This is a genomic window from Streptomyces sp. NBC_01471 (assembly GCF_041438865.1).
Taxonomy (GTDB): domain Bacteria; phylum Actinomycetota; class Actinomycetes; order Streptomycetales; family Streptomycetaceae; genus Streptomyces.
This window is the reverse complement of the sequence record NZ_CP109450.1, coordinates 3720864-3740183: the sequence shown is the minus strand read 5'-3', so window position 1 is coordinate 3740183 and position 19320 is coordinate 3720864. Positions and strand designations below refer to the sequence as shown.

Genomic DNA, 19320 nt, shown 5'->3' with positions numbered 1-19320 from the left:
TCCCGTACGTCTGCACCCTCGCCACCAGTCCCTCGTCCGTCCGAACCACCAGTGTGCGGCAAAGCGCCACCCGGCCGGGACCGGCGCCCGGTGCCGGACGGTCCGCGCCGCCCGCTGTGGGACCCTCCAGGGGCGCCGGGCTCCGCCCGGCCGTGCCTACGGAGAAAGTCAGCGGATGAGTGCTCGTTTCCAGGAAATCGACTGGCAGCCCACGCCGATGGGCGAGATCAGTCTGTGGCGCAGGCGGGACCCGGCCTCGGGTGACGACGTGTACGAGGTGAAGCTCGGGGACGAGTTCCTGATGTCGAGCCTCTTCACCTTCGGTGAGACCGAGCTCACCCGGCTCGGCCTGGCGGGGCTGCCGGACACCCCGCTGGACGTCGCCGTGGGCGGTCTCGGCCTCGGATACACCGCGCGGGCCGCGCTGGACGATCCGCGGGTGGCCACGCTGATGGTGGTCGACGCCCTGGGCGAGGTCATCGACTGGCACCGGCGCGGTCTGGTCCCGCTGGGTTCCGGGCTCGCATCGGACGACCGCTGCCGACTGGTCCGGGGCGACTTCTTCGCGCTGGCCGCCGACCCCGGCGGCCTGGATCCCGAGGCGCCGGGCCGCCGCTTCGACGCCATCCTGCTGGACGTGGACCACTCACCGCGCCATGTGCTGCACCCGAGCCACGCGGCGCTCTACCGCCCGGCGGGACTGCGCGCCCTCGCCGGTCTGCTGCGTCCCGGCGGGGCCTTCGCCCTGTGGTCGAACGATCCGCCGGACGCCGAGTTCAGCGCCGTACTCGCGGAGGCGTTCGCCCATACGGAGGCGCACGTGGTCACCTTCGACAACCCCCTCCAGGGCGGAACGTCGACCAACACGGTCTATGTGGGCCGCAGGGGTGCGGAGGACTAGGCGGTGACGGGGAGCCGCCCACGGGACAGGCGGCCGACTCCCCAGGCGATGGCGAGGACCGCAATGACAATGGCGGCGCCGACCGGTGAGCCCGTAGCTGTCGTGGCCCACGGTGCGCCGGCCACCAGGATCGCGAGGATGTGCCGGGGACGGACCCCCGGGACCGCGGTGCGGATGGCGATAAGCAGCATGATGGGACCGAGTTGCTGAATCATCCCGAGGAAGAAGTCGCTGTCGCCCGAGAGGGCCGCGCAAAGGGAAGGCAGCCAGGTGATGACGGCGTAGGCCGAGGCCAGTCGGCGGTCGATTCTTCCTGGTACGACCGCTGCAGGCATCACCGCCACCAGGGCCACTAGCGGGATCAGCCAGGCGGAACCCTGGGCCCCTGCGAGCAGCGCCACGAGGGACAGCGCCCCCAATACCCGGGACATCGACCAGCGTCCCAGGCAGGCCGTGGCTCCGGCCGCCAGCACGGTCACGTACACCGCAGCGCCGAGGAGATTCATACCGGCCGTGCTCCCGCCACGCGCGGCGTCCGCCACCGCGGTGGTCAGCCCGGCGGCGGCGATCGACCCGGCGGCCGCCAGGGCGTACGGGGCTGTGGCCACCAGGAAGCGGCCGGCCCGATGGCTGGAGCCGGTGCGCGTCCTTACGCGCAACGCATGGGCCGCGATGTCCAGTTGCTCCAGACGGCCGGCAGCCGCTGAGGCTCCCTCGCCGGCATCCCGGTACATCTGCAGGATCTCGGCACCGTGGCTTGCCCGATATCGGCGTGGGTAGAGAGACAGGACACGGGAGGAGTGCTGGGCGTCAGTCATGCGGGGGCTCCGGTCGGCTCGACGGTGGCTTGCTTGAGGCGTCGGGTGGCCTCGCGAGCGGTGGCAGTGATGCGCCGGACTTCCACGGTGAGGGTGTCTCGTCCGGCGCGGGTGAGGGTGTACGTGCGCCGGAGCCGCCCCTCGACCCGCTCCTCCGAGAAGACCTCAATCAGGCCTTCCTCCTGAAGGCGTTCGAGGGACCCGTAGAGCGTCCCGGTACGTAGCCGCACGCGGCCCTGAGAAATCGTCAGCACCTCCTGAGCCAGTCCGTAGCCATGCCGGGGTCTGTCGGCCAGAGCCGTGAGGATGAGCAGGGTCGGTTCCTGCATGGATCTACCGCGATCAACCATGCGAGCGACCATAGTACGTTCACCGGACTATTGAACAGCGGTTGACGAGCAGCGACTCGATCAGGAAGCGAGTGGCGGACGGTCGCGTGGGGCCGAGAAGACCGCGGCCGCCCGCCTGACCGGAGCGACATCACAGGTACCTCCGAAAGTCCGCACGATGATCCAGACGAAACCGCCTGGCTGTTCGGTCCACGGAGGCCGGGATCAGGCCCGGTCGGCTCCGTCAGCACCGCCTCCCCTGCCCGGTCCCGCCCGGTTCGACGGCGGGGGAACGGAGCGGGAGGCCATCGGGAACCGGTTGTTCCACTCTGTCCTCGGCACGGGGCCCAGCGGCGGGCCCGTGAGGAGGAGAGCCGGTGGACACCCCCCTGAAGATCGTTCTTGTTTCCGGTAGTACGCGCCGGGAGTCGGCCAACACCGCACTCCTGGCCACCGTCGGGCGGCTGATCACCGAGCGGGCCGGGGCCGTCGACATCCGCCGGCTCGCCGTCGGGGAGCTGCCGCACTACGAGCGGGAGCTCGAACTCTCCGGAGCCAGCGAACCCGTCCTGGCCGCACACGAGATGGTCGCTTCGGCCGACGCGCTGGTCATCAGCACGCCCGCGTACAACGGCGAGATGCCGGGAGCGTTGAAGAACGCCCTGGACTGGTTGTCGCGTCCGCAGGGCGGCGCCGGGCAGGACGCGCTGCGCGGCCGGCTCACCGCTGTTCTCAGCGCCTCCCCGGGCGCCAGGGGAGCAGCCGGCGCGCAGGTCACCCTCAAGGCGGTGCTGGGGCGTTGCGGGGCGCGCGTGGTGGAGCATCCGCAGGTCGCGGTCGGTGACGCGCCGGCCCTGCGGGGGGCCGACGGTCTGGTCGCCGACCCCGATGTGGTGGCCGCCCTCGCAGGCCTGACGGACGCCCTGCTGGCGGCGGTCGGGCCCCGCGAGTCGGTGCCGGTGTGAGGCGGCCGAGCGCGGCGAGCGGATCCGCCGCCCTCCGGTCCGGGCCGGAGGCGGACACCGCCGAGCTGGGACTCCTGCGCACGCTGCGGGAGGACCTCGACGTGGTCGTCGCCCGTGACCCCTCGATCCGCAACCGGCGGGAAGGGCTGCTGCACGCGGCGCTGCCCGCGCTCTGGGCGCACCGGGTGGCGCACCGGCTGCACCGCCGCGGCCGGCGGCTGCCGGCCCGGCTCGTGGCGGCGTTGGCACGGCGTGCGACCTCGGTGGAGATCCACCCGGGGGCGCGGATCGGACGCCGGGTGTTCATCGACCACGGGGCGGCCGTCGTCATCGGCGAGACCGCAGCCGTCGGCGCCGACTCGACGCTCTACCACCAGGTGACGCTCGGGGCGGTCGGCTGGTGGAGCGATGTGCTCCGCCCCGAGGGCGAGCGCCGCCATCCGGTGGTGGGCCGGCACGTGGTGCTGGGCACCGGCGCCACCGTCCTCGGTCCTGTGACCGTCGGCGACCACGCCGTGATCGGTGCGCAGGCCCTCGTCCACCGGGACGTGCCCGCCGGGGCGCGGGTGCTGGCGCCGACGGCGGTGGTCCACACGGCGGGCGGCGCGAGGCGGCCCCTGACCGAGAGCCTCGCCGTGACCGCATCCGCCGGCTCCTGGTAGCCCCCCCCCGCGGGACATCCGCCCCAGCAGACTTCCGCCCCCGCCGCGCGGCCGTGAGAGCGCCGCGCGGCCCCCGACGTCGTGGAGAAGACAGTGAAGAGCACCAGCACCGAGCGGCCCCGTACCGCCGATCAGCCCCTCGGCACAGGGCGGCCCCGTATCGCGGACAGCATCGAGGACCTGGTCGGCGGTACGCCGCTGATCCGCCTGAGGATCGAGGGAGCCGCGCCGGGCGCCACCGTCCTGGCCAAGCTGGAGTCGGCCAACCCGCTGTCCAGCAGCAAGGACCGGGCGGCTCTTTCGATGCTGCGGCACGCCGAAGCCCGCGGTGACATCACCGCGGGCGGCACCGTCGTCGAGGCGACGAGCGGCAACACCGGCATCTCGCTCGCGGCGTTCTCGGCGAGCCGCGGCTACCGCTGCGTCATCGTGCTGCCCGACAGCGCCACCGCCGAGCGGGTGGCGCTGCTGAAGGCGCTCGGCGCCGAGGTGGTGCAGACGCCACAGGCCGACGGGTACCCGGGGGCGATCGAGAAGGCGGAGGAGCTGCACGCGGCGACGCCCGGTTCGTGGTTCCCGTGCCAGCACGAGAACCCGGACAACGTCGCCGCCCACTACGAGACCACCGGGCCCGAGATCTGGGCCGACACCGCAGGCCGGGTGGACGTGCTGGTGTGCGGGGTCGGCACCGGCGGCACGCTCACCGGAATCGCCACGTACCTGAAGGAGCAGGCCCCTTCGGTGCACGTCGTGGCCGTCGAGCCGGAGAACTCCCCGGTCCTCTCGCGCGGCACCGCGGGCCAGCACCGCATCCCGGGTCTCAACGGCGGATTCGTCGCGCCCACCACGGACGTCTCGCTCATCGACCAGGTGATGACCGTCGGCGACGAGGAGGCGCTGGACGCCGCCCGTGGACTCGCCCGCAGCCAGGGCATCTTCGCGGGGGTCTCCGCCGGCGCGGTGGCCCACGCCTGCGCACAGCTCGTCGCCAAGCCCGAGTACGCGGGGAAGACGGTGGTCACCGTCTTCCCCGACACCGGGGAGCGCTATCTGAGCCTGTGGGGCGCCTCCTGAGCGCCGGTTCACCCATCCCCCCTTCGGAAATTCGGAAAGGCTTCGACATGCCGGTGATCACAGTGGACTGGTGGCAGGGCAACGACCGGGCGCGGCGGGCGCAACTCGTCAAGGAAGTGACCGACACCGTCAGCCGCGTCGCGGGCTGCCCCGCGTCGGCGGTGACCGTCCTGGTGCGGGACGTGGAACGCGGCTACTGGGGCATGGGCGGTGAACTGGCCGACGCGGGCGACGCCCGGCCGTCCGAAGACGCCCAGCTGTCAGGGGACCCGCGGCCGTCCGGCGGGGAACCGCCGAGGGGCGGGGTGTCGTGAACTTCCGTCAGCTCCACCCCAACATCAAGCTGCGGATGGGCGTCGGCTTCGTCCAGCGCATGCTGGCGGTCATGCTGGTGCCGCTCATGGTCATCCACCTGGCGGCGCTGTACGGAGCGGCCGCCGCCGGTGTGCTCACCCTGGTGGTGGCCGCCGCCGGTATCGGCAGCAACTTCGTCGGCGGCCACCTCGCCGACATCGTCGGGCGCAAGCCGCTGCTCGTCGCGGGTGAGGCGGGCGCCGCGGTGTCCTTCGCCGCACTGGCGCTCGCCAACTCGCCCTGGTGGCAGTCGGGTGTGGCGACGTTCGTGTTCTACCTGGTCAACACCTGTCTGTCGGGGGCGGCCACGCCCGCGGCCGACGCGATGATGGTGGACGTCTCCACACCGGAGAGCCGCCCGCTCGTCTACACGATCAACTACTGGTCGATCAACATGGCGTTCACCGTCGGCGCGCTCGTCGGCGGCTTCCTCTACGGCGGTCACTTCGCGCTGCTGCTGACCGGCGGCGCCGCGCTCTCCATCGGCACCGCGTTCGTCACCTGGCGGTGGCTGGCGGAGACCGCCCCCTCGCTGGACCCCGCGCTCGTGGGCACGCCGGATGCCGTGGAGCGGCCCGCGGGCGGCATCATGCCGATGCTGCGGGGCTACCTGTCGGTGGCGCGCGACCACGTCTTCTTCCGGCTCCTGGTCGCCGCGGTCCTCACCCGCTCCATCGAGGTGCAGATCAGCTACTACATCGCGGTGCGGCTCTCCGCCCACTTCCCCCGGCAGACCCTCACCGGCCTCGGCGCATGGACGCCGCAGCTGGACGGGGTGGCGATGCTGGGCGTGCTGCGGGCCGTCAACACCGTGCTGGTGGTGGCGCTCGCGCTGTTCGCCAACTCCCTCTTCCGGAAGCTGTCCGACCGCGCCCGGCTCTACTTCGGCATCGCGGTCTTCACCGCGGGCTACATGGTGTGGGCGGTGAGCGACTCCGGGTGGGTGCTGATCGCCGCGGCGGTGGTCCTCACCATCGGCGAGGTCGTCAACGTACCGGTCAAGCAGGCCATCCTGGCGGACCTGGTGGACCCGGCGGCGCGCAGCAAGTACATGGCGGCCTACGGCCTCAACGCCCGGATCGGCCTGCTGGTCGGGTCGCTCTTCGTCACGCTCGGCGCACTCGTCCCGCCGCTCGGCATCAGCCTGCTGTACGGGGTGTTCGGGGCCGCCGCGATCGTGCTGTACCGCTCGCTGCTGCGGCTGCGTGAGAACCGGGCCGTCGCACCCGTGAAGGCCACCGTGGCAGCGACACCCCAGCCGAAGGGAGCGACCTCATGACGCAACCACGCAACGCGGACCGGCTGTTGATGGTCATGCCGTACCACCAGCTCGTCCGCAAGGCCGTCGACGCCGGATTCCGGGTCTGGTCGGTCTGGGACCCCTCGCTGCGCGACGCCGGTTATCTGCGGGAAGTCGCCCGGCACTCGGAGGAGTTGCTGTTCGTGGACTTCTCGGACGAGCAGGCGCTGTGCGCCCTCGTCGAGGAGACCGCCCTCGCCCACGGGGTGGGACACATCCTGCACCTGGGCAGCGAGAGCAGCATGGTGCCGGTGGTGCGGGTCGCGGAGCGGCTCGGGCTCTCGCCCAACCGCGCCGAGTCGGTGCGGCTGCTCAATGACAAGGCCGCCACCCGGGAACTCCTCAACCGCAACGGGGTCTCCCCGGTGCGGGTGGCCGAGGCCGCCCGATGTTCCGAGGTGTACGAAGCCGCGCGGAGCATCGGCTTCCCGTGCGTCGTCAAGCCGGCCAGGTCGGCCGGCAGCCGGGGCGTCGCGCTGCTGCACTCCCCGGCCGACCTCGTCGGCTGGTCGGACCGGATCGAGGCCGCGGGCCTGACCGGGCCGTTCGTGGTCGAGGAGTATCTGCGGGGCCCCGAGTACAGCGTGGAGACGCTCACCGTCGAAGGCCAGCACCACGTCGTGGGCATCACGGCGAAGGAGACCAGCGGCCCGCCCTGTTTCGTGGAGCGCGGCCACCTCCACCCGGCGCCGCTGCCCGGCGCGGACACCGCCGCCGTACGCGCCACCGTCACCTCGCTGCTCGACCTCGCCGACTACGAGTTCGGCCCCGCGCACACCGAGGTGATCCTCACCGCCGACGGCCCCCGGGTGGTCGAGTCGCAGGCACGGCTCGGCGGGGACCGCATCCCGCTCCTCGTGGACGTGGCCGGCGGCTTCGACCTGGAGGCGGTCATCTTCCGGGCGCTGGCGGGCGAGGAGGTGCCGCGGATCGTGCCCGGCCGGTACGCGGCGGTCGGGTTCTTCGAGTTCACCGCCGGGATCCTCACCTCCGTGACAGGTCTGGACGAGGCGCGGGCGCTGCCCTGGGTCCACGCCCTCACCTTCCGGTTCCGGCCGGACGACGTGCTGCCGCCCACCACGGACTCCGCGAGCCGCCACGGCCATGTGGTCGTCGACGCGTCGTCGCCGGAGGAGGCCGCCGCGCGGATCGCCGTCGTACGGAACACCATCCGGGCCGAGGTCCGGCGCGCCGGCGCCCCCCTGCCCACCGCAACCCCCGAGGAAGCCCTGCGATGACTGCGAAGACCCTGCTGCTGGTCGGCGGTACGGACCGCCACCTGGACCGTGCGAAGGAACTGGGCGTGCGCGTGGTCATGTTCCAGCACCCCGACAAGCTCACCACCCGGCAGACGGCGCTGGCCGACGCCCTGCTGATGGTCGACTACACCGACTGGGAGACCGTGCGGCCGCTGGCGGGTGCGGCGCACCAGGTGTGGGGGTTCGACGCGGTGGTCTCCCTCACCGAGGGCGGTCTCGCCGTCGCGGCGCGGCTGCGCGAGGAGCTCGGCTTCCCCGGCACCCCGCACCTGGCGACGGTCCGGCTGCGGGACAAGGGCCGGATGCGTGCCCGGCTGCGCGAGGCCGGTTCCCGGCTGACGGTGGAGTGCGAGCCGGTCACCGACCGGGCCTCGCTCACCGCGTTCGGCGAGCTGGCCGGCTACCCGTTCATCGTCAAGCCGACCGACACCACGGCCGGGTTCGGGCTGATCAGGGTGGCCGACGCGGCCGACGCCGACCGCGCCTGGGACCGTATCGAGGAGCTCAGGGGCGGCCGGACCGACCGCGGTTCGACGCTGTACACCGTCACCGCGTTCCTGATGGAGGCGTACATCGACGGGCCCGAGTTCAGCGTGGAGGCCTTCAGCTTCGCCGGCTCGCACGTCGTGGTCGCCGTCACCGAGAAGCTCGTCGACGAGGCCCACTTCGCCGAGCTGGGGCACGCGGTACCGGCCCGCCTCACCGGGGCCGACCGGGCGTCGGTCACCGCGGCTGTGACGGAGTTCCTCACCGTGATGGGCGTGACGGACGGCCCGAGCCACACCGAGGTCCGGCTCTCCGGCCGCGGCCCCGTCGTCATCGAGGGCCACAACCGGGTCGGCGGCGGCCAGATCGGTGAACTGGTGCGCGAGGCCTACGGGTTGGACCTCACCTCGTACGGGGTGGCCTGGCCGCTCGGTCTGGTGCCGGAGCTGCTCGGCGCGCCCGTCGCCTCGGCCGCCGCCTGCACGCGGTTCCTGCTGCGGGACCCGGGGCGGGTGGTGGCGGTCGGCGGGGTGGCCGAGGTCGCGGCCCACCCGGGGGTGCTGTCGGTGGAGGTGTCGGTCCAGGCGGGCGACACGGTCCGCCCGGTGCGCGACAACTGGGACCGGCTCGGGCACGTCGCGGTACGCGCGGCGGACACCGGAGCGGCGGTCGAGCTGTGCGAGCGCCTCGCGGGCAGCCGGATCCGGATCGAGGTCGCGGGCGACCGCGCCCTGACGGGGGTGACGGCATGAGCGTCCTGGTGCTGCACCGCAACCCGCTGGGCCCGTTCCCCTTCGACGCGTGGCTGGCCGACGTGCCGGGCGGCGTCGTGCTGCTCGCCGCGGGCGACCGTATCCGGGCGGCGGGCGAGCGTCCGCCGGACGGGCCGGGCGGCTACCGGCACCTGGAGGTCCTGCCGGACTTCGAGGACGGTGCGCGGGTCGTGCGGCGGGCCCTGGAGCTGGCCGCCGAGCACGGCGTTCGCCATGTGGTCGCGTTCCACGAGGGCGACCTCGAACTGGCCGCCGCCGTACGGGAGAAGCTCGGCCTGCCGGGGGCGCGGCCGGAGCAGGTGCTGCCGTTCCGCGACAAGGTGCTGATGAAGGAACGGGCCGCGGCGGCGGGGGTGCGGGTCGCCCCGCACACGGTGCCGGGCGGTGCCGACGACGTCGCACGGTTCGTGGCCGGCCACGGACTCCCGGTGGTGCTCAAGGACCGCGACGGGTTCGGATCGCGGGGCCTGCGGGTGCTGCGGACCGAGGACGATCTCGCGCGGGCGGTGGCCGAGGTGTTCCCCGGCGGCGGCGAGCCCCGCGACGACATGCTCCTGGAGGCGTGGGTGCCGGGCCGGATGTGCCATGTCGACGGGCTCGTCGTGGACGGTGTCACGGTGCTCGCCTGGCCGTCCCAGTACCAGTACGAACTGGCCTCGTTCCAGGCCGATCCGGGTGCGCGGGTCGACCTCACCCTGGAGCCGGACGACCCGCTGACCGGGCGCCTGCTGCGGATGGCCGACGACACGCTGGCGGCGCTGGACGGTCCGCGCACCCACGCGTTCCACCTGGAGGCGTTCCACACCCCCGACGACCGGCTGGTGCTCTGCGAGGTCGCGGCGCGACCCGGTGGGGCGCGCATCCGCGAGGTGCTCACCGCGCTCTTCGGCGTCAACCCCGCCCGCTGCGCGGCGCGCGCCGAAGTGGGGCTCGGTGACCTCGGGATCGAGGCGGCGGCCGGGGAACGGCCCGCGCCGCGGTGCATGGCGGGGCAGGTGCTGCTGATGAAGCGGCCCGGCCGGGTCACGGGGGTGCCCTCGCACCCCGGTGATCCGTGGGTGGAGTTCTTCGGGGTGTTCGCCGAGGCGGGCCAGGTGCTGGACGGCGCAGCGGGTTCGGCCGACTTCCTGGCGGCGGCCGTGCTGTCGGGGCCCACCCGGGAGGAGTGCGAGCGGAGGCTGCGGGCCCTGGGGGCGCGCTTCGAGGCGGAGGCCGTCATCGTCTGACGGGGCGGGAACGCCGGGCACACGGGCGGGCACGGACCGTTACCCGGGGCCGGTCGTCGAACGGGAACCATCGGGGAACGGACCCTGTCACGATCTGTTCGTCATCCTTCCACTCCGCGTGAACAGGAAATGAAGAGCCGATGCCCAGTCACAGAGCCACCGTTCTCTTCGGAGCACTCACCACCGTCCTCGTCGTCGCGCTCGGCGCCGGGGCGGACGCCGCAAGCGCGCAGCACACGGTGGTCAGCGCCACGAACGCCGGTCCGGGCACCATGAAGGCGGGCCCGGGGGCGACCGCGTACACGAACGCCGGTCCTGGTACGACGACGGACACGAACGCGGGGCCGGGCCAGAGCACGGACACGAACGCCGGGCCCGGCGCGACCACGGACACGAACGCCGGGCCGGGTGCGACGACCGCCGGTCCGGGCACGGCGACGCACGGGGCCCCCGTCCTCTGACCGGCACGTCGCCCCACGCGCGGAACCGCACCGAGGCCTCCCCCGCCGTAAGGCCGGGGAGGCCTCAGGCCGTCGCCGGCGGCCGACCGGCGGCGGGCACCCGCATCCGGTCGAAGAGTTCATCGGCGCGCTGCCCGAACTCCACTGCCTCCGCACCGAAACCCAGCGCGACGGACGCCGCCGCCATACCGGTGAGCGCCCGCGCCTGCTCGAAGCGGTAGCCGATCGACTCCGACGACCGGTGGGCGTGACGGTGAAGGGCCAGCGCGGCTTCCGGCTCACCGCGCCGCAGCTGGACGAAGCCCGCGATGTTCTCGATCGTCGCGCGCCGGATCGGCGTGCCGCGCGACCTCGCCAGGGTCAGGGCCCGGTCCAGCCTGCTGCTCGCCCCTTCGGCGTCCCCGAGGCGGTGGTGGACGTCCGCCGCCAGGACGAGGGTCAGGGCAAGGTTCTCCGGCATCCGGCTCTCGTTGACCATGTCCTCCGTCTCCACCTCCACCACACAGCGGCGCGCGGCGTGCGGATCGTCCCTCTGCAGGTGGGCGATGGCGAGGTCGTTGAGGGCGGCCACCTCGTTGTCCCGGTCGCCGAGGCGGCGGTAGATGGAGCGGGCCCGCTCCGCGGCCCGGGTCGCCTCTTCGAGGTCGCCGAGCCAGGTGTTGACGGTGCTCAGGTTGCACAGCGCCGTCGCCTCCTGCCCGGCGTTGCCGGTCGCCACGTGCAGCGCGACGCTCTGCCGCAGGTGGTGCCGCCCGGTCGAGAGGTCGCCCAGCGACATGTGGAGCAGCCCCAGCAGGTCGAGGCTGAAGGCCTCGCCGCGCCGGTCGCCGATGCGCCGGGCGATCTCCACGGCCTCGTCGGCCGACCCGGCGCCCTCCTTCAGGCGGCCGAGCTTCCACTCGGCGGCGGCCAGGTTGGAGAGGCTCATCCGCAGGGCCAGCGCGTCGTCCAGGGCGCGGGCGGCGGCCACCGAGACCGTCGAGACCTCGTGGAACTCCTCCGTACGGCCGCGCAGGTTGAGATGGAAGACCACGTTGCGCGCGAGCCGTACGGCGTGCCGGTGGAGTCCCCACGTGTGGGCGAGGCGCACGGCGGCCTTCAGCGAGTCCAGCTCCCGGTCGAACCAGGCGCGGGCGAGGTCCGGGGTGTCCAGCCGCGGCAACTCGCTCTGCACGGAGGGTTCCTGTGCGGGTGCGGGGTAGTCCGCGCGGCCGGGGAAAAGGACGGCGCAGGCCGCCTCCGTCGCCAGGAACCAGAAGTCCAGGAGCCGTTCGAAGGCGGTGATGTCGGCCGCCTCCGTCCCCTCGTTGCGCAGGCTCCTCGCGAACGCCCCCACCAGGTCGTGGAAGGCGTACGAGCCCACCTCGTGCTGCTGGAGCAGATGCATGTCGAGCAGGTTCTCCAGGACCTCGTCGGCCTCCTGGGTGCCGACCTGGAGGAGGGCCGCGGCCGAGTGGACGTCGGCACGGGTGCCGGGGTGCAGGCCGAGGAGGCGGAACGCGGTCCGGTGCCACTGGTCGAGCGCCTGGTACGACAGCCGCAGGTTGACCGCCACGCCGCGGTCCCCGGAGTTGAGTTCGTCCAGGCGGCGGGACTCGTCGCTGAGCCGGTCCACGAGGTTGCGCACGGTCCAGCGGGGCCGGTTGCGCAGCCGGGCGGTGGAGATCCGCAGGGCGAGGGGGAGGTGGCCGCAGAGCCCGGCGAGCGCGGCGGTCGCCTCCGGGTCGCTGGCGGCGATGTCCTGGCCGAGGGTCCGGGCGATGAGGGCGGTGCTGTCCTCGCGCGTCATCTCACCGAGGGATATCCAGTCGGCCCCGTCCAGGTCGACCAGCCGGACCCGGCTGGTGACCAGGACCAGCGCGCCGGGGGACGCCGGGAGGACCGGCTTGATCTGGGAGAGGTCCGCGGCGTTGTCGAGCAGGAGCAGGATGCGGCGGCCGGTGAGCGTCGACTGCCACAGCGCGTCCCGCCCGGCGTCGTCCTCGGGCACCCGCTCGGGGGGAACGCCCAGCGCGCCCAGCAGGGTCGAGATGACCGCCGCGGGCCGGAGCGGCTGCTCGCCGGGGGTGAACCCCCGCAGGTCGATGTGGAGCTGGCCGTCGGGGTAGCGCCCGGCCAGCTGGTGCGCGGCGTGGACGGCGAGCGTCGTCTTGCCCGAACCGCCCATGCCGTCGACGGCCACGACCCGGAGCCCGTTCGCGGGCTCGGGGGCGGTGGCGTACGCCAGGAGCCTGCCCAGTTCGGCCTGCCGCCCCGTGAAGTCGCCCAGGTCGCTGGGGAGGGTGCGGGGCCCGCGTACCTCGTCGCCGTGGCCGCCGTGGCCGCCGTGGCCGCCGTGGCCGCCGTGGCCGCCGTGGCCGCCGGGGGCCGGGTCGGGCCGGGCCGATCGCCGGGCGCGTTCCGGGGCGGCGGCTTCCGGGGCCTCCTGGAGGATCGCCCGGTGCAGGGACTTGAGGTGCGGTCCCGGATCGACACCCAGCTCGTCCCGGAGCATCGCGCGGACCGCTTCGTACTCCTTGAGGGCCTCGGCCTGCCGCTGGGAGCGGTAGAGCGCGAGCATCAGCTGTCCCCTGAGCGTTTCGCGCAGCGGGTGGGCGGCTACGGCGGCCCGCAGGTCGCCCACGAGTTCGGCGGCCTCCCCGTCGTCGAGGCGTATCCGGAAGAGCTGTTCGGCGGCGGTCAGCCAGCGCTCCTCCAGAGGTGTGGAGGCGACGGCGATGACCTCCCCGCCGTCCCCGGCGAGCACCGGTCCGCGCCACAGCGCCAGGGCGGCCCGCAACAGGCCGCGGGCCGTGGCCGGGTCGCCTTCGGCGAGGGCCTGGGCGCCCTGCCGGGCGGAGCGGGAGAAGACCCGCACGTCGAGCTGCTCGTCCTGGACGGCGGCACGGTAACCGGGCCCGTCGGTGAGGAACAGGTCCCGGCCGCCCGGTATTCGGCTCCTGAGCGCGGCCACCGCCTTGCGGATCTGGTGGGAGGCGGTGGTGGGCGGCTCCTCGTCCCAGGCAGCCTGCACCAGGCGGGCCACCGGCACCACGTGCCCGTTCTCCAGCAGCAGCATCGCGAGTACGCGCTCGTGCACGGGTCCGCCGGCGTGCACACGGATCCCGTCGGCCCAGCATTCCAACGACCCCAGGACGTTGAAATGCGCCAACGGGCCTTCCTTCCCTGCCATACGCCGTCCCCCCTCGCGCACGCCAAACTCCCTGGCCGGAGCGGCATCCGTCGAGAGTCTAGGCGGTTACCCCCGATCGGGATCCGGACAGGAGGTGATCGGGAATAACCGCGCGCACACTCCTAGCGACCACCAGGTCCTGTCCGGTCGGTCTTCTTGGATCAGCGGGCCCACTCCTTTGACCGACGGGCCCGGGAAGAGCGCCCGGACACGGCCCAGGCCGCCCGGCTCCGACGGGGGAATGACGGAGCGGGCGTCACGGTGCCGCCGTCCCAGCCGGGTGAGTCCCCCACCTCGTCCGCCCGTAGTCCCGTTGCCGTGCCCGGACCACGCCACGGCCCCTCGTGCCACGAAGGATCCCATGGAGACTCAGACCCACCCGACAGCCCGGGCAGCCGCCCCCCGCCACGAGCCGGCCCTCTTCGGCCTGCTCGTACGGGCAGCCGCCGCAGACCCCGGCGCCACCGCGCTGGAGCACGCGGACGGCCGGCTCACCCGGCGTGAACTGGTCGGCGCCGCACGGTCCCTCGGGCACCGCCTGGCCCGCCTGGGCGCCGGGGCCGACGTCACCGTCGGCCTGTACGCCGAGCCCTCCGCCGACCTGGTCGTCGGGGTGTGGGGCATCCTCGCGTCCGGCGGTGCCTACCTCCCCCTCTCGCCCGAATACCCGGAGGAGCGCCTGCGGTTCATGGTGCGCGACTCCGGGACGCGGCTGCTGGTCACCCAGTCCCACCTGGCGGCGAAGGCACGGGCGCTCGCCGGGCCGCAGGCTTCGGTGATCGTCCTGGACGAACCCGGCCCGGCCGACGGCCTGCCGGCCGCCCCGCTGCCGCCGGCCCGGCCGGGGGACCTCGCCTATGTCATCTACACCTCGGGTTCGACGGGGCGCCCCAAGGGCGTGATGGTCGAACACCGCTCCGTCGTATCGCAGTTGACGTGGCTGCGGTCGACCGGACAGCTGGGCCCCGGCGTGCGGATCCTGCAGAAGACACCCATGAGTTTCGACGCGGCCCAGTGGGAGATCCTCGCACCGGCCGCGGGCGGTGCGGTGGTGGCGGGCCGGCCGAGCGTCCACCGGGACCCCGAAGCGGTGGTCGAGCTGATGCGCGCCCACGGGGTGACGACGCTCCAGTGCGTCCCGACGCTGCTCCAGGCGCTGCTGGAGACCGAGGGATTCACCGAGTGCCGTTCCCTGCGGCGGGTCTTCTGCGGCGGCGAGGCGCTGACGACCGCGCTGGCCGGGGAGTTCGCCGCCGTGCTGCCCGACGTGTCGCTGGTGAACCTCTACGGCCCGACGGAGTGCACCATCAACGCCACCGCGCACGTGGTCACGTCCTCGCCGCCGGAGGGCGGCGCGCAGGCCACGACCGTGCCGATCGGTACGCCCGTGGACGGGGTCACCGCCTTCGTACTGGACGAGCTGGGCCGGCCCGTCGACATCGGGGAGAAGGGCGAACTCCACCTCGGCGGCGTACAGGTGGCCCGGGGATACCTCAACCTGCCGGAGCAGACGGCGCAGCGCTTCGTGGCGAGCCCGCTGTCGCCCGGTGAACCGCTGTACCGCACCGGCGACCTGGTCTCCTGGAACCCGGACGGCACCCTGCAGTTCTCCGGCCGCATCGACAGCCAGGTCAAACTGCGCGGTTACCGGGTCGAGCTGGAGGAGGTCGCGTCGGCGGTGGAGGAGCACACCTGGGTGCGCAGGGCCGCCGCCGTCGTCACCCGCGCACCCGGCACGGGGTGGCAGACGCTGGTGGCCTGCGTCGAGCTGAACCCGCGCGAGGCCGCCCTGATGGACCAGGGCAACCACGGTGCGCACCACCAGTCCAAGGCGAGCCGGCTCCAGGTGCGGGCCCAGCTCTCCCATCCCGGGGTCAGGACCGACGAGGAACTGGCCGGACTGCCCGCGGTGGCGCTGCCGGGCGCCGAGGGCGGCGCGGCGCAGCGCGCGGAGGTCTTCGCACGCAAGACGTACCGCTTCCACGACGGCGCCGACGCGGTGACGCGGGACGACCTGGTGCGGCTGCTGTCTCCCGCCGCCCCCGCCCCCGTCCCCGCCCCGGCCGCCGACGGCCCGGACCTGGCCTCGCTCGGTGAACTGCTGCGCTGGTTCGGCCCGTTCCACAGCGAGGAGCGGCTCCTCCCGAAGTACGCCTACGCCTCGCCCGGCGCCCTGTACGCCACCCAGATGTACCTGGAGACCGACGGCGGGTGCGGCCTCGAAGCGGGCGTCCACTACTTCCACCCGTCGCGCCACGAGCTGGTGAGGTTCGGTGACGCGCCGGGAGGGAGCCCCGACGGGAGCCGCGGCGCGATCCGCGTGCACCTCCTCGGCCGGCGGGCCGCCATCGCGTCGGTGTACAGCAACAACATCGACGAGGTGCTGGAGTTCGAGGCCGGCCACCTGCTCGGTGTGCTCGACCGGGTGCTGCCCGCGTACGGCCTGGCCGTACGCCCGGCCGGCCGGGACGCCGCGTTCCCCGCACACGTGGGCGCGGCCTCCGACGACCACTACATGGGGGCCTTCGACCTGGTGCCCGCCGCGGACGCCGGTCCGGCAGGTCCCGCCGCCGACGTCTTCGTCCAGGCGCACGGTGACCGGATCGCCGGGCTCGCGGAGGGAACGTACCGGTACGCCGACGGCGAGCTCCTGCACATATCGGACCAGGTGGTGCGCCGCCGGGACGTGATCGCCATCAACCAGGGTGTGTACGGAACGTCGTCGTTCGGCATATCCGCCGTCAGCCGGGAGGAACGCCCCTGGCTGCGCTACGTGGTGCTGGGCCGCCTCCTGCACCACCTCCAGTGCAACGGTCTGCGGCTCGGACTGATGTCGTCCGGCTACTCCTCCCGCAGCGGCAACCCGCTGCCCGCCGCACTGCGCCTCGACGACCTCCTGGCCGGGGCGGGCATCGCCCCGGGCCCCTCGTACTTCTTCGTCGGCGGCCGGGTGAGCGACGAACAGCTGTCGTCCCAGGGGATGCGCGAGGACTCGGTCCACATGCGCGGTCCGACGGAGATGATCCGGGACGACCTGGTGCGGCTGCTGCCGGACTACATGATCCCGGACCGGGTGCAGGTGGTGGACGCGCTGCCGCTCACCGCGAACGGCAAGGTGGACACGGTCGCGCTGGCGGCGTCGGACGCGGTCCGCGACGCGGGGGCGGCCGGGGAGCCGCACGTGGCGCCCGCGACGGACGTCGAGCGGAGGCTGGCCGCCCTGTGGGGCGCCGCGCTGAGGTACCCGGACGTGTCGATGGCGGACACCTTCTTCGCCCGTGGCGGCAACTCCCTGGTGGCGGTGACGCTCACCCACCGTGTCAACCGCGAGTTCGGCACGTCGCTGCCGCTCCAGGTCCTCTTCGAGTGCCCCCGCCTCGCCGACCTCGCGGCCCGGGTGGCCCAGGACGCGCCCGCGCCCTCGTCCCGGCTGCTGCCGCTGCACGACAACGGCGCGGGCCGGCCGGTGTTCTGCTGGCCTGGGCTCGGCGGGTACCCGATGAACCTGCGGACCCTGGCGGCCGAGTCGGCGGCGGGCGGGCCGTTCTACGGCATCCAGGCGGCCGGGATCAACGACGGCGAGACGCCGTACGCCACCATCGCCGGGATGGCGGCGGCGGATGTCGCGGAGATACGTGCGGTGCAGCCCGACGGCCCGTACACGCTGTGGGGCTACTCCTTCGGCGCGCGGGTCGCCTTCGAGGCGGCGTGGCAGCTGGAGCAGGCCGGCCACAAGGTGGACGAGCTCCTGCTGATCTGCCCCGGCAACCCGACGGTGGGGCTCGCGGAGCTGCCGGCGGGCGCGGAGCGGCACAGCCGTGCGGCCGCCCTCGCCAACCCGGCCTACACCGCCGTGCTGCTGTCGGTGTTCCTCGGGCGCATCGGCGGTCCGGAACTCGCCGCGTGCCTGCGGACGGTGCGGGACGAGGAGGGTTTCGTGGCGTTCGTCCACGGGACGGTCCCCGCGCTGGACCCCGGGGTGATCCGCCGCATCACCCGTATCGTCGCGGCGACGTACGAGTTCGACTACACCTTCGCCGAACTGGTGGAGCGCCGTCTGACGGCCCCCGTCACCCTGTTCAAGGCGGCGGGGGACGACTATTCGTTCATCGAGGGCCGCTCGGGCTTCTCGGCGACGCCGCCCACGGTGGTGGAACTGGCCGGGGACCACTACCAGGTGCTGCGGGAGCACGGCGTGGCGGAACTGGTGAGGGCGATCAGGTCGCGCCGCTGAGGGCCGGGGGCCGTCCGCTCTCCAGGTCGAGCAGCAGGTGCTTGGCCGCGGCGCCCCCGGCGTACTGCCCGGCCGACCCGTCCGAGCGCACCACGCGGTGGCAGGGCACCACCAGCGGCAGCGGGTTCGTCGCGCAGGCCGTGCCCACGGCGCGTACGGCCCGGGGGCTCCCCGCGGCGGCGGCCACCTGTGCGTAGCTCTCGGTGCGGCCGTAGCCGATGTCGGGGAGGTGCGCCAGGACGTCGCGGCGGAAACCCCTGGACAGCCGCCGGTCCAGCGGCAGTTCGAACCGGTGGCGCCGTCCGGTGAAGTACTCGTCGATCTGCCGGCTCACCGCGTCCAGCCGGGCCGGGGCGCGCAGGATCCGGGGGCTGACCGTGTCGGAGAGCTGACGGAGCACGTCGGCGTGGTCCTGGACGGCGAAGGCCACCCTGATCAGGCCCGTCTCGGTGGCGGCCAGCAGCAGGGGGCCGACCGGGGAGTCCAGGGTGCGGTAGGCGATGTCGAGCAGGCCGGCGTCCTGCGACGCGGCGGCCAGCCGGGTGTGCAGCCGGGCCATCGCGGCCTCGTCGTGTTCGGGAAGCGCCCCGAACAGGTCTGCCCCGCCTGCCGGTTCGGCGTCGGTGTGGTCGTTGTGGGGTGCCGGTGGGCGCGTCATCGTGGGTCCACTCCTCTCGTACGGCCGGTACGGGCCTTGGTGGTGGGGGCCTTGGTGGTGGGGGCGGTGCGTGCGGGACGGCCGTCCTCCGGGCCGTCCGCCGGGTGCACCGGATATGTGCGGCGCAGGGTTCTGATGCCGTCGGCGGCGGACCGGCGGGCCGCGTCCGCGCTGCCTCCGGTCAGTGCGGCGATCTCCTTGTAGGGCAGCCCGGCCAGGTAGTGGTAGGCGACCGTCCGGCGCTGCCGGTCGGGGAGGGCCTTGAGCGCCGTCCACAGGTCCGGGTCCCCGTCCGGGCCCCGGCCCCAGCCGTCCACCCGGCCACCTTCGGGGCCGGGCCGCTCGGGCAGTTCCCCGACCGGCGTGGGGCGGCGGGCGTCGGCCCGGGTGACGTCGATGGCCTTGCGGTGGGCGATGGTCACCAGCCACGCCTCGACGTTGGCGTCGTCCGGCAGTGCCGGATACGCCTTCAGCGCGGCGAGGAAGGTCTCCGACCAGGCGTCGTCCGCGTCGTGCGGCCCCACGACGGCCCGCACGACGCGGAGCACCATGGGCCCGTGGTCGGTCACGATCTGTTCGAACAGTGGCTTGCTCACGTCGGGTAAACGATCCAACCGCGCGGAGGGACAACGGACATGGGGGCGGGCC

16 protein-coding genes are annotated in these 19320 nt (G+C 73.5%); 11 read left to right on the top strand and 5 right to left on the bottom strand.

What is annotated here, in order from left to right; all coding sequences use genetic code 11:
• The first annotated feature begins 175 nt into the window (after positions 1–175).
• Complete coding sequence (locus OG285_RS16355; protein WP_371791376.1) at positions 176–901, top strand: spermidine synthase; 726 nt, start codon at positions 176–178, stop codon at positions 899–901.
• Here OG285_RS16355 and OG285_RS16350 read toward each other — a convergent pair.
• Together OG285_RS16350 and OG285_RS16345 are read right to left on the bottom strand one after the other, a co-directional pair.
• Positions 898–1719, bottom strand: coding sequence for a hypothetical protein (locus tag OG285_RS16350; RefSeq protein ID WP_356826605.1), 822 nt, complete (start codon positions 1717–1719; stop codon positions 898–900). The genes OG285_RS16355 and OG285_RS16350 overlap by 4 nt on opposite strands.
• Entirely contained in the window at positions 1716–2048 is a 333-nt protein-coding gene (locus OG285_RS16345; RefSeq protein WP_371791375.1) for a PadR family transcriptional regulator, read from the bottom strand. The genes OG285_RS16350 and OG285_RS16345 overlap by 4 nt, the downstream gene beginning before the upstream one ends.
• A gap of 377 nt (positions 2049–2425) precedes the next feature.
• Here OG285_RS16345 and OG285_RS16340 point away from each other — a divergent pair, with 377 nt between their 5' ends.
• The 9 genes from OG285_RS16340 (at position 2426) to OG285_RS16300 (ending at position 10608) form a co-directional block, all read left to right on the top strand.
• Positions 2426–3013, top strand: coding sequence for an NADPH-dependent FMN reductase (locus OG285_RS16340; protein WP_371791374.1), 588 nt, complete (start codon positions 2426–2428; stop codon positions 3011–3013).
• 65 nt (positions 3014–3078) lie between these two features.
• Complete coding sequence (gene epsC / locus OG285_RS16335; protein ID WP_356826904.1) at positions 3079–3675, top strand: serine O-acetyltransferase EpsC; 597 nt, start codon at positions 3079–3081, stop codon at positions 3673–3675.
• 159 nt (positions 3676–3834) lie between these two features.
• Positions 3835–4749 carry a cysteine synthase family protein gene (locus tag OG285_RS16330; protein ID WP_356826903.1) on the top strand — a complete coding sequence of 305 codons (915 nt, stop codon included), beginning with the start codon at positions 3835–3837 and terminating at the stop codon, positions 4747–4749.
• Positions 4750–4796: 47 nt separating this feature from the next.
• Positions 4797–5063 (top strand): 4-oxalocrotonate tautomerase family protein, encoded by a 267-nt coding sequence (locus tag OG285_RS16325; protein WP_371791373.1) that lies wholly within the window; start codon positions 4797–4799, stop codon positions 5061–5063.
• Complete coding sequence (locus OG285_RS16320) at positions 5060–6382, top strand: MFS transporter (RefSeq protein WP_356826597.1); 1323 nt, start codon at positions 5060–5062, stop codon at positions 6380–6382. The genes OG285_RS16325 and OG285_RS16320 overlap by 4 nt, the downstream gene beginning before the upstream one ends.
• Positions 6379–7641 (top strand): ATP-grasp domain-containing protein, encoded by a 1263-nt coding sequence (locus tag OG285_RS16315; RefSeq protein WP_356826595.1) that lies wholly within the window; start codon positions 6379–6381, stop codon positions 7639–7641. Before OG285_RS16320 ends, OG285_RS16315 begins: the two co-directional genes overlap by 4 nt.
• A complete protein-coding gene (locus OG285_RS16310; protein ID WP_371791372.1) occupies positions 7638–8900 on the top strand; it encodes an ATP-grasp domain-containing protein in 1263 nt (420 codons plus the stop codon). The genes OG285_RS16315 and OG285_RS16310 overlap by 4 nt, the downstream gene beginning before the upstream one ends.
• Entirely contained in the window at positions 8897–10147 is a 1251-nt protein-coding gene (locus OG285_RS16305; RefSeq protein WP_371791371.1) for a hypothetical protein, read from the top strand. The genes OG285_RS16310 and OG285_RS16305 overlap by 4 nt, the downstream gene beginning before the upstream one ends.
• Before the next feature lie 140 nt (positions 10148–10287).
• Entirely contained in the window at positions 10288–10608 is a 321-nt protein-coding gene (locus tag OG285_RS16300) for a hypothetical protein (protein WP_356826589.1), read from the top strand.
• A 64-nt stretch (positions 10609–10672) separates the two neighbouring features.
• Here OG285_RS16300 and OG285_RS16295 read toward each other — a convergent pair whose 3' ends face one another.
• Positions 10673–13759 (bottom strand): BTAD domain-containing putative transcriptional regulator, encoded by a 3087-nt coding sequence (locus OG285_RS16295; protein ID WP_371791370.1) that lies wholly within the window; start codon positions 13757–13759, stop codon positions 10673–10675.
• 382 nt (positions 13760–14141) lie between these two features.
• Here OG285_RS16295 and OG285_RS16290 point away from each other — a divergent pair, with 382 nt between their 5' ends.
• Positions 14142–18014, top strand: a complete 3873-nt coding sequence (locus OG285_RS16290) for an amino acid adenylation domain-containing protein (RefSeq protein ID WP_371791369.1) — start codon at positions 14142–14144, stop codon at positions 18012–18014.
• Here the strand turns inward: OG285_RS16290 and OG285_RS16285 are convergent.
• On the bottom strand, positions 17998–18672 hold the full coding sequence (locus OG285_RS16285; protein WP_371791368.1) for a methylated-DNA--[protein]-cysteine S-methyltransferase: 675 nt from the start codon (positions 18670–18672) through the stop codon (positions 17998–18000). The two genes, OG285_RS16290 and OG285_RS16285, sit on opposite strands and share 17 nt — an antisense overlap.
• Positions 18669–19268 (bottom strand): RNA polymerase sigma factor, encoded by a 600-nt coding sequence (locus tag OG285_RS16280; RefSeq protein ID WP_371791367.1) that lies wholly within the window; start codon positions 19266–19268, stop codon positions 18669–18671. Before OG285_RS16280 ends, OG285_RS16285 begins: the two co-directional genes overlap by 4 nt.
• Positions 19269–19320 lie beyond the last annotated feature (52 nt).

Bases quoted from the DNA above. Each gene is read 5' to 3' on its own strand.
- OG285_RS16355 (WP_371791376.1), top strand. From the start codon at position 176: ATGAGTGCTCGTTTCCAGGAAATCGACTGGCAGCCCACGCCGATGGGC.
- OG285_RS16350 (WP_356826605.1), bottom strand. From the start codon at position 1,719: ATGACTGACGCCCAGCACTCCTCCCGTGTCCTGTCTCTCTACCCACGC.
- OG285_RS16345 (WP_371791375.1), bottom strand. From the start codon at position 2,048: ATGCAGGAACCGACCCTGCTCATCCTCACGGCTCTGGCCGACAGACCC.
- OG285_RS16325 (WP_371791373.1), top strand. From the start codon at position 4,797: ATGCCGGTGATCACAGTGGACTGGTGGCAGGGCAACGACCGGGCGCGG.
- OG285_RS16315 (WP_356826595.1), top strand. From the start codon at position 6,379: ATGACGCAACCACGCAACGCGGACCGGCTGTTGATGGTCATGCCGTAC.
- OG285_RS16310 (WP_371791372.1), top strand. From the start codon at position 7,638: ATGACTGCGAAGACCCTGCTGCTGGTCGGCGGTACGGACCGCCACCTG.
- OG285_RS16305 (WP_371791371.1), top strand. From the start codon at position 8,897: ATGAGCGTCCTGGTGCTGCACCGCAACCCGCTGGGCCCGTTCCCCTTC.
- OG285_RS16300 (WP_356826589.1), top strand. From the start codon at position 10,288: ATGCCCAGTCACAGAGCCACCGTTCTCTTCGGAGCACTCACCACCGTC.
- OG285_RS16290 (WP_371791369.1), top strand. From the start codon at position 14,142: ATGGAGACTCAGACCCACCCGACAGCCCGGGCAGCCGCCCCCCGCCAC.
- OG285_RS16285 (WP_371791368.1), bottom strand. From the start codon at position 18,672: ATGACGCGCCCACCGGCACCCCACAACGACCACACCGACGCCGAACCG.